The organism is Streptomyces sp. NPDC054770, from assembly GCF_053611985.1.
On sequence record NZ_JBSHBL010000001.1, the window covers coordinates 494,516 to 507,441 of the forward strand.

Below are 12,926 nucleotides of genomic sequence, written 5' to 3' on the forward strand. Positions count from 1 at the left end.
GACTACCGGCGCGGGCCGGCGAACCTGGCGAAGGCGTGGCTGAAGTACCAGGGGTCCTGGGCGATTCCGGAGCAGGCGTTGGCGCCGCCGGTGCCGACGCAGTCGCCGTTGTCGCGCTGGAGGGCCCAGAAGGAGAGGGTGTCGATGCCCCGGGCGACGGCCCAGCGCTCGACCGTCGCGGCGTTCTGGGTGGTGAAGGTCTCCGCGGGGCCGAAGTCGTCGATGCCGGGCATCTCGGTGACCCCGACCTTGCCCCACAGGGACTTGGCACTCTTGTGCGGGTAGAGGGCCTGGAGCTGGGCGTGCAGACCGTCGGCCGCGGTCTTCGTGTCGGTGGCCATGTCGTGGGCGGCGCCGTCGTAGTAGTCGAAGGTCATGATGTTCACGACGTCCACGCGCGCGTGGTTGGCGACGGCGTTCTGCAGGACGGCCAGGCCGCTGTCCGCCAGGCCCTTGGTGGTCGTCGGCAGGGTGTAGGAGAACTGGAGCGGGCGGCCGGTGCGTTCGGCCCAGTGCTCGGCCTTGGCGATCGCCTTGTTGCGGCGGTCGATACCGGCCGTGTTGGCGAGGGAGTCCGCCTCGATGTCGAGGTCGATGCGGCTGATGCCGTACGTCGTGACGAGCTTCTCGTAGACCCCGGCGATGGCGTCCACGTCGGTGCAGCTGTCGGCCAGTTCGGTGCCGGTGGTGTCGGCCGCGTAGCCGCCGAAGGAGGGGATGGCGTTGCCGCCGCGGGCCTGGAGGGCGGCTATGTCGGCGCCGAAGGTCCCCGGGTCGACGGGCTGGGTGGCGTCGCCGTTCCAGTCGGCGGTGCAGGAGCCCGCGTTCGGGGTCTGGAGGAAGGCGAGGGTGAGGTACTTGTTGCCGGACTCGGCGGCGAGCGCGGCGGGGCTCTGGCCGGTCCAGGCCTCGAAGTAGGGGGCCGCGACGTGGGCGGGCATGGGCTTCGCGTGGTGCGAGGCGGTGTGCGGATCGGCGTGCGCGGCGCCTGCCCCGAGGGCGACGAGCGCGGCGGACAGGGCGGTTGCGGGCAGGGCGTGCAGGGCACGAGTGCGTCTCATGGACGCCCATGATTGGACTAGACCAATCGACTGTCAAGGTTCTTTACAACCATCAGACCCTTCCGTTCGATGTCGCGTCAGGAAGCAGTTCCCTCCGGTCAGTTCCGGCCAAGAATTTTCATGCGAAGATTTGAACTGACCATAAGAGAGTCATTAGGGTCTGTTGCCCGAACCTCTGCTCGGAAGGAGCTCGCCTCCGTGGCGTCCCACCGTCGTGCCAAGCAGCCGGGCCGTGCCCGCGTCACCGTGCTCACCTCCGCCGCCGCTGCCGCGGTGGCCCTGAGCGCGCAGGCGGCCAACGCCGCGCCCAGCGAGAAGCCGAGCAAGAGCGAGGTCAAGTCCCGCGTCGACAAGCTCTACGAGGAGGCCGAGCAGGCCACCGAGAAGTTCAACGGGGCCAAGGAGAAGCAGGAGAAGCTCCAGAAGCAGATATCCGCGCTCCAGGACTCGGTCGCACGCGGACAGGACGAGCTGAACGAACTCCGGGACGGCATCGGCTCCATGGCCACCGCCCAGTACCGCAGCGGCGGCCTCGACCCGTCCCTCCAGCTGTTCCTCTCCTCCGACCCGGACAGCTACCTGGACAAGGCGGCCACGCTCGACCAGCTGAGCAGTCAGCAGGTCGAGACGCTGAAGAAGATCCAGGCCAAGCAGCGCGAACTGGCGCAGGAGCGGGCGGAGGCGACCGGCAAGCTCAAGGACCTGGCCGCCACCCGCACCGAACTCGGCAGGAAGAAGAAGGAAGTCCAGGCCAAGCTGGCCGAGGCGCAGAAGCTGCTCAACAGCCTGACCGCCGCCGAGAAGGCCGCGCTCGCCGCCGAGCAGGACCGTGCGAGCCGTTCCGCCAGCGATCGGGTGGACCTCGGCAACGACACCTCCGCCACCGGCAGGGCCGCCGCCGCCTTCGCCGCCGCCAAGACCAGGCTGGGCACCCCGTACGTCTACGGCGCCACCGGCCCGTCCTCCTTCGACTGCTCGGGCCTGACCTCCTGGGCCTACGCGCAGGCCGGCGTCTCCATCCCGCGCACCTCCGAGTCCCAGTCGACGATCGGCACCAAGATCTACTCGACCTCGGACCTCCAGGTCGGCGACCTGGTCTTCTTCTTCAACGACCTGCACCACGTGGGCCTCTACGCGGGCAACGGCCAGATCCTGCACGCCCCGCGCACCGGCACGGTCGTCCGCTACGAGTCGATGTCCACCATCGGGGGCCCGTTCATGTTCGGCGTCCGGGTCTAGGGGCTGTCCGGCGGATCAAGTCGCGAAAGCAGCGGTGACTGTTCAGTGCCGGTGAGCGGGGTCTGGTGCGTCCGGCTGCAAGGCGGAGGAGGGAGTCGACGCGGTGGGGGCACCTCCCGGCCGAAGGCTGGGGGACGTCGGCGAGTGACGACAACGCCGCTGGGGGTCCCCCCACGCCATTAGGGCAGTGGGGGAGGGCGTGCCAGACCCCGCGTCTGCGGCATGATCCGCCGGACAGCCCCTAGGTCTGGGCCCTGCGCACCCGGGTGTCCTCCAGGTAGTGCAGGACCGCCGCCACCCGGCGGTCCACCCGGTCGGCCGGGGACAGGTCGAGCTTCGCGAAGATGGACCTGATGTGCTTGTGGACGGCGCCGTCGGTGACGACGAGCCGTTCGGCGATCGCGGAGTTGCCGAGGCCCTGCGCCATCAGCGCCAGTACGTCGCGCTCGCGCGGGCTCAGCCGTTCCAGGCGGGTGTCCTGGCGGGACCGGGTGAAGAGCTGGGCGACGACCTCGGGGTCGATCGCGGTACCGCCGGCCGCCACCCGGTGCAGGGCGTCCAGGAACTCCTCGACCCGGCCCACCCGTTCCTTGAGCAGATAGCCGAGCCCGCCGACCCCGCCGGTGAGCAGCCGGGTGGCAAAGCTCTGCTCGACGTACGCGGACAGCACGAGGACGGCCAGACCGGGGTGGCGGCGCCGGGCCTCGACGGCCGCGCGGATGCCTTCGTCGGTGTGGGTGGGCGGCATCCGGACATCGAGGATGGCGACATCCGGCGCATACGCCTCCACGGCGTCCAGCGCCTCGTCCGGGGTCCCTGCGGTGGCAACCACGTCCATCGCCTCGGCCCGCAGCAGCAGGGCGAGCCCCTCGCGGAGCAGCGGGTCGTCCTCGGCGATCACGATCCGCAGCGACGGTCGCACGTCACCGGCCGCCTGCGCGGCTCCGGTCAGCTGGGCGGCGCCGGTCGGCCGAGTGCCGCCGGCCAACCGTGCGACGCCGTGCGCTGTCTCGCGTCGTGGTGTCTGTGTTCCGTCGTGTGCTGGTGTTTCACGATCCACTGGGCAGGTCCACTTCCAGGGTTGTCGGGCCGCCCGGCGGGCTGGTCAGGCGGAGGGTGCCGTCGTGGGCGGCGATGCGGCGGCGGATGCCGGTGAGGCCGGAGCCGTCGGCCTCCTCGGCGCCGCCCCGGCCGTCGTCGGCGACGGCGAGGCGCAGCCGGCCGCCCCGGGCCCGGACGGTCACGGTGACCGAGCGGGCCCCGCTGTGCTTGGCGACGTTGGTCAGGGCCTCGGCGACGACGAAGTAGGCGGTCGCCTCGGCGGAGGCGGCACAGCGTTCGGGCGCGTCCACGTCGATGCGGCAGGGCACCGGGCAGTCTGCGGCGAGGCCGGAGAGTGCGCCGGCGAGACCCCGGTCGTCCAGGACCGGCGGCAGGATGCTCCGCGAGACCGTACGCAGTTCGGCCAGCGCCTGTTCGGCGGCGGACTGGGCGCGCTCCAGGATCTCCTCGGCGCGGGACGGGTCGCGCGCCACCTGCCGGCGTGCGGCGCCGAGCAGCACGGTGACCGAGACCAGCCGGTTCTGCGTGCCGTCGTGCAACGCCCGCTCGATGCGCCGGAGTTCGGTGGCGTGGGCGTCGAGCGCGGCGGCCCGGGTGGCGGTGAGTTCCGCGACCCGCAGGGAGAGGTCCTGGTCGGGTCCGGCGGCCAGCAGCCGCCGTCCGGGGTCCGCCTGGAGCCGGGCCATGCCGGGGGTCAGGCCCAGGACGACGGCGATCGAGCCGATCCCGAACGCGCAGACGGCGAAGGCGTCCGGCCAGGAGTGCGCGACACCGAAGCCGACGGAGGTGGCGGTGGCTCCCTTCGGCATGAACCGCCAGTACAGCGGGAACGCCGTGTCCCGGACGGCGGACAGCGGCAGCAGGAACCCGGCCAGGCCAAGCAGCAGGCCGACCGTGCCGTGCCGGGCCAGCCAGCGCAGCTCCCGCCGGGTGGCGGGGTCGGCGAGGGCGGGCCGCAGCCGGGTCGGCGGGGCCGGCTCCGGGGCGAGGACCTCGGGGCCGCGCCGGCTGAGCCGCTCGCGTTCCCGACCGGCCAGGGCGTGCAGCGCACGCAGCAGGACCGGCGCCGGCAGCAGCCCGACGCCCAGCGGCGCGGTCACCGCGGCGGCCGCGAGCAGCGGGAGCAGGAACAGGGCCATGGCGGCCGTACCGAGCCCCCCGACGAGCTCCGCCAGCGCGCCGCCGGCCGCCCGCACGGTCCGCCCGGCGACGGCCTTCACCCCCTCGCCGCCGTCCGCCGCCTCGCCCTTACGCCCGTGGTCCGGCCGGGTGCCGGTGACAGCCATCCGCAGCCTCTCCTCTCGACGCCGACGACCCTACGGCGTACGGCAGTTCGCTGCGGCCAGGAGTCCCGGAAGGTACAGCCTGCGCTACCTCCGATCCGGTGGTACGCGGGATCGGCCGAGGGGGGTCACGGTCCGTAGCGTCGGTGCCCGTACCCCAGGACGCCGGCCCCAGCAGGAGGTTCCCCGTGGCCCACCCCGACCCCTATCGCCTCACCGGCACACCGCCCGCCGACCACCGGGACGACGGCACGGGCGGCGTGGACCTCACCCGCGCCCTGCTCTGGTCCCTGCTCGTGCTCAGCGCGGCCGCCGACATGGCGACCTCGTACGGCGGTCCGGCCCCCTGGACCAACATGGCCTGTGGAGTGGTGACCCTGCTCAGCGCGGGCACCCTGCTCGTGCGCCGACTGCGCGGCCACCGATGAAGTCGATGCAGTCGTTGAAGTCGTTGAAACCGCCGCAGTCGGTGAAACCGCCGCACACGGCTGACGCCGGCACCGCCGGGCGGGCCCCGGCCATCGCGCTGGCGGGCGTCGGCAAGACGTATCCGGGCGGCGTACGGGCCCTGGACGACGTGTGGCTCACCGTGGAACACGGCACCTTCCTCGCCGTGATGGGCCCCTCCGGCTCCGGCAAGAGCACGCTGATGCACTGCGCGGCCGGTCTGGACGTGCCGACGTCGGGCAGCGTCCGTATCGACGGCCGGGAGATCGCCGATCTGAACGAGACCAGGCGCACCGAACTGCGACGGGAGCGCGTCGGGTTCGTCTTCCAGGCCTACAACCTGATCCCTTCCCTCTCCGTCGAGGACAACATCACGCTGCCGCTGCGGCTGGCCGGCCGCCGTCCCGACCGGGACTGGATCGGCACCCTGGTCGAACGGGTCGGGCTGGCCGACCGACTCCAGCACCGCCCCGCCGAACTCTCCGGCGGCCAGCAGCAACGCGCCGCGCTGGTAAGGGCGTTGGCCGCACGCCGGGCGGTGGTGTTCGCCGACGAGCCGACCGGCGCGCTCGACCTGCGCAGTGCCCACCAGGTCCTCGACCTGCTCCGGGCCCTCGTCGACGACCTCGGCCAGACGGTCGTGATGGTCACCCACGACCCGGCCGCCGCGGCCCGCGCGCACACCGCCCTGGTGATGGCCGACGGCCGGGTCGTGGCAGCCCTGCACCATCCGGAGGCGAGTCAACTGGCCGCCCGGCTCGCCGCGTTGGGAGACCGTTAGCCATGTTCCACTTCGCCCTGCGGATGGCCGCGCACCGGATCGCCTCGCTGCTCGCGGTGGCCTGCGCGGTGCTGGGCGGCGCCGCCCTGATCACCGCCACCGGGGTGCTGGCCGAGTCCGGGCTCCGCTCCCAGCTGCCCCCGGGCCGCCTCGGCGGCGCGGACGTCGTGGTCGCCGCCGACCAGGAGTACCACGTCTCCGGCGACCTGCCGATCGCGCTGCCCGAGCGGGCCACGGTCCCGGCCGGCCTCACCGCCCGCCTGGCGAAGCTGCCGGGTGTCACCCTCGCGGTCGGCGACCTCGGTTTCCCGGCCGCCGTGACGGACGCGGACGGCCGCCTGCTCCCGGTCGCCGCCGGCCAGGACCCGGCGGCGGCCGGGCACGGCTGGTCCTCGACGAAGCTGCTCGCCGCCGCCCGGATCGAGGGCACGGCCCCGTCGGCGCCCGCCGAGGTGGCGGTGGCCGCGACGACCGGCCTGTCCGTCGGCGACCGCGTCCGCGTCAGCGCGAACGGCCGCGCCGCCACCGCCTACCGGGTCTCGGCGCTGGTCCACGCCCCGGACGCCGGCGTCTACTTCGCGGATGCCAGGGCGGCGGAACTGGCCGCCCCGGCCAGCGGACCGAAGACGGCCGGTGCCCCGGCCACCGCCACCCGCACCGCTGCCGCGCGAGCCGGCACCGTCGACCTCATAGGCCTCCGCACCCGGCCCGGCGCCACGGACCGGGTCGCGTCGGCGGTGCGCGAGGCGGTCGCCGGAACCGGTCTGAAGGTGCTCACCGGAGCCGACCGCGGTACGGCCGTGGCCCCCGGCGTCGGATCCGCCCGCTCCCTCCTCGTCCTCCTCTCCGGCTCCCTCGCCGGGATCGTCCTGCTGATCACCGGGTTCGTGACGACCGGCGCGCTGGGCGTGGCGATCGCCGGGCAGCGCCGCGACCTGGCGCTGATGCGGGCCGTCGGCGCGACCCCGCGGCAGATCCGGCGGCTGGCGGCGGCCCAGTCGACGGCCGTGGCCGCCGTAGCTCTGGTCCCGGGCGTCGCCCTCGGCTATCTGCTGGCCGAGCGCTTCCGCACCCTGCTCGTGCACCGGGGCGTCCTCCCCGGCCTACTCCCCCTCACCCTGAGCCCGTTCCCGGCCCTGGCCACCGTCCTCCTCCTGGTCGCGGCCGTCCGGACCGCGGCCCGCTGCGCGGCCTGGCGCACCTCGAAGATGCCGGCCACCGAGGCGGTCGCCGAGTCCCGCAGCGAGCCCCGCGCCCCCTCCCGCCCCCGCACGGCCGCGGGCCTGCTCCTGATCGCGGCCTCCGGCGCCCTGTCCGTCACCCCGCTCCTGCAGCGCACCGCGATCGGCGCCTCCGCCACCTCCATCGCGGGCATCGTCGCCGCGATCGGCCTGGCCCTGGCCGGCCCCGCGCTGGTCCGGGCGGCGGGGGAAGCGGTCGTACGACGGCTGCGCCCCGGGGTGTCCGCGCCGACCTGGCTGGCCCTGTCCAACATCCGGGCGTACGCGCAGCGCGTCACCGGGGTGGTCAGCCCGCTCGCCATGGCGGTGGTGTTCGTGCTGACGTACACGCTCGCGCAGACCACCGTGCTGGCCGCGACCTCGGACGACACCCGTACCGGGACACTGGGCCAGTACCGGCTGAGCGCGGCCGCCCTCGGCGGACTGCCGACGGACTCGCTCGCCGAGGTACGACGGCTGCCCGGGGTACGGGCGGCGGCTCCCGTCGGCACGACCACCGTCGTGTGGCCGTACCGCATGTTCGACGACACCGAGACCGAGTCCGCGGCCGCGCTGGTCCTCACGCCCGCCGCGCGGGACGTTCTCGACCTGGGTGTGATACGGGGCGGCCTCACCGGCCTGACCGGCGCCACGGTCGCCGTCAGCAGCGAGGTGGCGGGCCCGCGCGACGCCGGACTCGGCGCCCGCGTCAGGCTGTTCCTCGGCGACGGCGCACCCGTCGAGGCGAAGGTGGTGGCCGTCTACGACCGCGGGCTCGGCTTCGGCCCGGTCGTCCTCTCCCACGACCTGGCCGCCGGGCACACCACGTCCGGGCTCGACCAGAGCGTCCTGGTCCGCACCGACGGCACGGCCACCGCCGAGCGCGGGCTCACCGCACTGACCGCCGCCCACCCCGGCCTCACCCTGTCGGACACGGCCCCGGAGGCAGGCGCGGACACCCCGCCCGAGGTGTGGGTGAACCTCGCCGTCATCGTCGTCCTGCTCGGCTATCTCCTCCTCAGCATCGCCAACCGGCTGGTCGCGGCGACGGCCCAGCGCCGCACGGAGATCGCCGCGCTGCGGTTGGTCGGTACCACGCCGAGACAGATCCTCGCGATGATGCGCAGGGAAGCCGGGGTGATCGCGGCGGCCGCGCTGGCCTCGGGCGCGGCGCTGTCCGCGGTGCCGCTGGCCCTGCTGGGCGAGGGCTTCCTCTCCCGCCCCTGGCCGGCGGGCCCGGCGTGGCTGCTGCCGGCGGCTGCGGCGACGGTGGTGATGACTGCGTACGTGACGGTAGAACTGCCGACGCGACGCGCGTTGCGGGTGCCGCCGGCCGAGGCTGTCAGGGTGGGTGCCTGAAGCGCCCCGTCTTTGAGGGGCGCGGGGAACTGCGCGACAAGCCACGGCGCACCCGCAGTCGACACTGAACGGAATGGCGGTCCGAGAGTGCCGCGATCCGTCGTCAATCGGCTGCGCCGTCATCGTGGCTGGCCGCGCAGTTCCCCGCGCCCCTTACGGGGCTCATCCGCACGGTGCCGGACAACTGGGGGCGCCCCGCGGCGGCAGCCGCAATACAAATACAGCCCCGCACCCCTTACGGAGCTCATCCGGTGGGTGTCGGACGGCTGGACGCGCCCCGCGGCGGCAGCCGCGAATCAGATGCAGCCCCGCGCCCCTAAAAGCCTGCTCAGCCCTCGGTTTCCGGGCGGCCCTCGGTCGCCCAGTGGGTGTGGAAGGTGCCCTCTTTGTCGATGCGGGCGTAGGTGTGGGCGCCGAAGTAGTCGCGTTGGCCCTGGAGGAGGGCCGCGGGGAGTCGGTCGGCGCGGAGCGTGTCGTAGTGGGAGAGGGCCGCCGAGAACGCGGGGACGGGAATGCCCCGGCGGGCCGCGGACGCGACCGTCTCCCGCCACGGCACCTGCGCGTCGGCGATCTCCCTCGCGAACTCCTCCTGGGCCAGCAGGCTGACGAGGTCCGGGTCGGCCCGGTAGGCCGCGCGGATGCGGTCCAGGAAGGACGCGCGGATGATGCAGCCGCCCCGCCAGATCCGGGCCACCGCACCGAGGTCGATCTTCCAGCCGTACTCGGCGGCCGCGTCCTGGATCATCGTCCAGCCCTGGTCGTAGGCGATGACCTTCGAGGCGTACAGGGCGTGTTCGACGCGGGAGGCGAAGCGGTCGGCCTCGGTGGCGCTGAGCGGGGGTGTGGTGCCGCCGGGCAACCCGGCGTACGCGGCGCGCAGTTCACGGCGGCCGGACGCGGCACGCGCGAACGTCGCCTGGGCGATCGCGGTGACCGGGGAGGCCAGGTCCAGCGCGGTCTGCACGGTCCACCGCCCGGTGCCCTTCTGCCCGGCCGCGTCGGCGACGACGTCGACGAAGGGCGCGCCGGTGTCGGCGTCGACGTGCGCGAGGACGTCGGCGGTGATCTCGATGAGGTAGGAGCCGAGGCGGCCGCCGTTCCACTCCCGGAAGATGTCGGCGATCTCGGCCGGCGCGTACCCGCCGACCTGCCGCAGCAGGTCGTAGGCCTCGGCGATGAGCTGCATGTCGGCGTACTCGATGCCGTTGTGGACCATCTTCACGAAGTGCCCGGCGCCGTCCGCGCCGACGTGCGTGGCGCACGGCTCGCCGCCCACCTTCGCGCTGATGTCCTCGAACATCGGCCCGAGCACGGCGTACGACTCCGCGGACCCGCCCGGCATGATCGACGGCCCGTTGAGCGCGCCCTCCTCGCCTCCGGAGACGCCCACCCCGACGAAGTGCAGGCCCTTCTCGCGCAGCGCGGCCTCACGGCGGCGGGTGTCGGCGAAGTGGGCGTTGCCGCCGTCGATGACGATGTCACCGGGTTCGAGGAGCGGCACGAACTCGTCGATGACGGCGTCGGTGGCGGCACCCGCCTGGACCATGATCATGAGGCGGCGGGGGCGTTCCAGGGCGGCGACGAACTCGGCCGCGGTCTCGGCGCCGACGAAGTCGCCCTCGCTGCCGTACTCCTCGATCAGCGCGCGGGTGCGGGCCGGGGTGCGGTTGTGGACGGCGACCGGGTAGCCGTGCCGGGCGAAGTTCCGGGCCAGGTTGCGGCCCATCACGCCGAGGCCGGTCACGCCGATGGCTGCGGATGCGTTCACGGGGGGACTCCGTTCTGGGGACGCCTGCTGTGTCCGGAGGTACGGGCGGACGGCGGGCGGGCGTTCAGTTCCGGGACGATCACCTGGGGGTTGTGGTGAACACCAGGCGCCGGCCCGGCTCGACGGGGGCGGTCCAGGCCCCCTCGACGTCGGCGAGCGGCACCGGCCGGGCGTCGGCGGTGAGGGTGCCCCGGGTCAGTTCGGCCATCAGGGACGGCAGTTCGGCGACGATGCCGCGGGCGGTGACCGAGCCCTGGCCGCTGCCCATGAGCCGCAGGTTCGCCGCGCGCAGCACGGCGGAGGGGAGGGTGATCTCCAGGCCGGCCATGGAGCCGATCTGGATCCAGTCCAGCGCGGCACTGCGGTCGGTACGGCGGGTGACGACGGCCGGGAGGGCGCGCTCGGTGGGGGTGCCCCAGGTGTAGTCGAGGACGACGTCGACGTCCGCGGCGGCCTCGCCGAGCCGGGTGTCGGCCTTGTCCGGGTCGCCGGCCAGGGAGACCACGTCGGTGGCGCCGAGACCGCCGAGCAGCTCCAGGCGCTCGGGATCGCGGCCGGCGGCGACGATCCGGCCGGCGCCGAGGTGCCGGGCGATCTGTACGGCCATCCGGCCCGCGTTGCCGGTGGCGCCGAGGACGAGGATGCCCTGTCCGGGCTGGAAGGTGATCCGGCGGCGCAGCGCCACCCAGGAGGACATGGCCGGATTCATCGCCGCGGCGATGGTCACCGGGTCGGCGCCGTCGGGCAGCGGGACGGCCCGGCGCGGGTCGGCGACGGTCCGCTCGGCCATGGTGCCGGGGTCCCCGTCGTCGGCCACGAAGTACACGACCTGCCCGTCGGGCAGCCGGCCCACCCCGTCGACGCCGGGGATCAGGGGGAGGCGGCCGTCGCTGGTGTAGTGGGTGCCGTCGGCACCGGAGCGGACCCGGGGGTGCAGACCGGCGGCGATCACCTCCACCGTCAGCTTGCCCTCGCCCGGCTCGGGGTCGGCGAACTCCTCGAAGCGCGGCGGGCGGTCGAATGAACGGACGACAGCAGCGTGCATGACGACTCCTTAGTTAGTGGCACCAACCAAATTAGTTGGTGCCACGTACCAAGTCAATTAGTTGGGACCACGTACTAATGCTCGTAGGATGGGGCCCATGCAGAACAAGCCATCTTCCGAACCGGCGGGGGACGCGGACCAGCGCGTCGAGGACCTGGGACTCGTGGACAGCCTCGCCCAGCTGTCGTTCCTGGTGCAGGGCGCGCTCGGGAAGGTCGCGGCGGAACACGGGCTGTCGGTCGTCCAGCTGCGGCTGCTCGGCGTACTGCGCGACCGCACGCCCGGCATGCAGGAACTCGCCCACCACCTCGGCCTGGACAAGTCCAGCATGACCGGCCTCGTCGACCGCGCCGAGCGCCGGGACCTGGTCCGCCGCACCCCCGCACCGCACGACCGGCGCAGCCTCCTGGTGTCGATCACCCCGGAGGGGCAGCGCCTGGCCCGGCAGTGCGAGGTGCTCGCCGAGCGGCAGATCCTGGACCTCGCGGCCCACCTCACCGAGGCCCAGCGCACCCGGCTCTCGCTGCTCGCGAGCGCGCTGGTCAACCAGCACACCCCGGTCTAGTCCGGCGACCGGGGCGGGCGCGGCCGCCGATCATCCGAACAGGCGAAAGTCATGGCGCCGGGCGCGTGGGGCCGCCGACCGGCGAGCCGGTCGTCAGAGGATCCGAAGATGCGAACGGATGATCTACGACTTTTCACCGCCGCGCTGGTGCTCCTCCTGACCGGCGCGTTCCTCACCACGCCCGCCAAGGCCGACGAACTCCCGGGGCACTGCGCCTTCGGCTCCCCCAGCAGCCCACCGCCCGCCGACCGCGGCGACGGAGCCGACCGCACCGACGGCGGCGGTCGCACCGGTCACACGGTTCACACGGACCGCGCGGATCACTCCGATCGCACCGCCCACTGGACCGCGCCCACCGTCCACTACCGGCTCTCCGCCGGTTACGCGGCCAAGGGACACCTGTGGAAACACCGGCACACCGGCCAGGACTTCGCCGTCGACGCCGGCACGCCCGTGTACGCCGTCGGCCCCGGCCGGGTCGTGACCGCGTCCTGCGGCGACGGCTTCGGCAACCAGGTCGTGTTACACCACCCCGACGGCTACTACACCCAGTACGCCCACCTGTCCGTCATCAACGTCCGCCCCGGCCAGCGCGTCTCGGCGGGCCAGCGCATCGGCGCGGCCGGTGCGACCGGCAACGCGGACGGCCCCCACCTGCACTTCGAGGTCCGCACCACCCCGCACCTGGGCTCCGCGGTGCCGCCGCTGACGTGGCTGCGGCACCACGGCGTACGCGTGCCCGCACCGGTGTCCCCGGAACACCCGCATCCGACCCCGAGCGGCACCCCGGTCACCGCGACCCCGAGTGCGGCGCCGTCGGCCGGCGGCGCCGGACCGGTCGCCCCGGCGCGGACCACGTCGACGCGACACGTCCGACCGGCGAGGACACCGGCGAGGACACCGGCCAAGCCGAAGCCACGGGCGAAGCCGGCGCGACAAGGGAACTCGACGCCACCGAGGTTCCCGGCGAAGCAGTGGATCCCGATGGCGCCCTGGGATCCGACGACCGACCCGACGACCCTGTGGAACCCGATGGCACGGTGGAACCCGATGCCACGGTGAAGCCGGTACCACGAGGGCAGCGCGCAGGGTCACG

11 protein-coding genes are annotated in these 12,926 nt (G+C 73.7%); 6 read left to right on the forward strand and 5 right to left on the reverse strand.

Annotation, left to right across the window (positions count from 1 at the left end):
* Positions 1 to 2: 2 nt before the first annotated feature.
* Positions 3 to 1,061, reverse strand: a complete 1,059-nt coding sequence (locus ACWGKQ_RS02165) for a chitinase (protein ID WP_453289931.1) — start codon at positions 1,059 to 1,061, stop codon at positions 3 to 5.
* A 198-nt stretch (positions 1,062 to 1,259) separates the two neighbouring features.
* Here ACWGKQ_RS02165 and ACWGKQ_RS02170 point away from each other — a divergent pair, with 198 nt between their 5' ends.
* A complete protein-coding gene (locus tag ACWGKQ_RS02170; protein WP_453289932.1) occupies positions 1,260 to 2,300 on the forward strand; it encodes an NlpC/P60 family protein in 1,041 nt (346 codons plus the stop codon).
* Between the two features lie 241 nt (positions 2,301 to 2,541).
* Here the strand turns inward: ACWGKQ_RS02170 and ACWGKQ_RS02175 are convergent, their stop codons facing one another.
* A complete protein-coding gene (locus ACWGKQ_RS02175) occupies positions 2,542 to 3,210 on the reverse strand; it encodes a response regulator transcription factor (RefSeq protein ID WP_453290008.1) in 669 nt (222 codons plus the stop codon).
* 139 nt (positions 3,211 to 3,349) lie between these two features.
* Entirely contained in the window at positions 3,350 to 4,648 is a 1,299-nt protein-coding gene (locus tag ACWGKQ_RS02180) for a sensor histidine kinase (protein WP_453289933.1), read from the reverse strand.
* 185 nt (positions 4,649 to 4,833) lie between these two features.
* On the opposite strand from ACWGKQ_RS02180, the gene ACWGKQ_RS02185 reads away from it, so the two are divergent.
* From ACWGKQ_RS02185 to ACWGKQ_RS02195, 3 genes are read left to right on the forward strand one after another with little or no spacing between them, the layout of a single operon-like run.
* Positions 4,834 to 5,073, forward strand: coding sequence for a hypothetical protein (locus ACWGKQ_RS02185; RefSeq protein ID WP_453289934.1), 240 nt, complete (start codon positions 4,834 to 4,836; stop codon positions 5,071 to 5,073).
* Between the two features lie 5 nt (positions 5,074 to 5,078).
* Positions 5,079 to 5,873: an ABC transporter ATP-binding protein gene (locus ACWGKQ_RS02190; protein ID WP_453289935.1), complete on the forward strand. Its 795-nt coding sequence runs from the start codon at positions 5,079 to 5,081 to the stop codon at positions 5,871 to 5,873.
* Between the two features lie 2 nt (positions 5,874 to 5,875).
* Positions 5,876 to 8,452, forward strand: coding sequence for an FtsX-like permease family protein (locus ACWGKQ_RS02195; protein ID WP_453289936.1), 2,577 nt, complete (start codon positions 5,876 to 5,878; stop codon positions 8,450 to 8,452).
* Between the two features lie 328 nt (positions 8,453 to 8,780).
* Here the strand turns inward: ACWGKQ_RS02195 and gndA are convergent, their stop codons facing one another.
* The gene (gndA, locus tag ACWGKQ_RS02200; protein WP_453289937.1) at positions 8,781 to 10,220 is read right to left on the reverse strand and encodes an NADP-dependent phosphogluconate dehydrogenase; all 1,440 of its coding nucleotides are present in this window, start codon (positions 10,218 to 10,220) and stop codon (positions 8,781 to 8,783) included.
* 79 nt (positions 10,221 to 10,299) lie between these two features.
* Positions 10,300 to 11,265, reverse strand: coding sequence for a quinone oxidoreductase family protein (locus tag ACWGKQ_RS02205; RefSeq protein ID WP_453289938.1), 966 nt, complete (start codon positions 11,263 to 11,265; stop codon positions 10,300 to 10,302).
* Positions 11,266 to 11,362: 97 nt separating this feature from the next.
* Here ACWGKQ_RS02205 and ACWGKQ_RS02210 point away from each other — a divergent pair, with 97 nt between their 5' ends.
* Together ACWGKQ_RS02210 and ACWGKQ_RS02215 are read left to right on the forward strand one after the other, a co-directional pair.
* The gene (locus tag ACWGKQ_RS02210) at positions 11,363 to 11,830 is read left to right on the forward strand and encodes a MarR family winged helix-turn-helix transcriptional regulator (protein ID WP_453289939.1); all 468 of its coding nucleotides are present in this window, start codon (positions 11,363 to 11,365) and stop codon (positions 11,828 to 11,830) included.
* A 108-nt stretch (positions 11,831 to 11,938) separates the two neighbouring features.
* Positions 11,939 to 12,892, forward strand: a complete 954-nt coding sequence (locus ACWGKQ_RS02215) for a peptidoglycan DD-metalloendopeptidase family protein (RefSeq protein WP_453289940.1) — start codon at positions 11,939 to 11,941, stop codon at positions 12,890 to 12,892.
* Positions 12,893 to 12,926 lie beyond the last annotated feature (34 nt).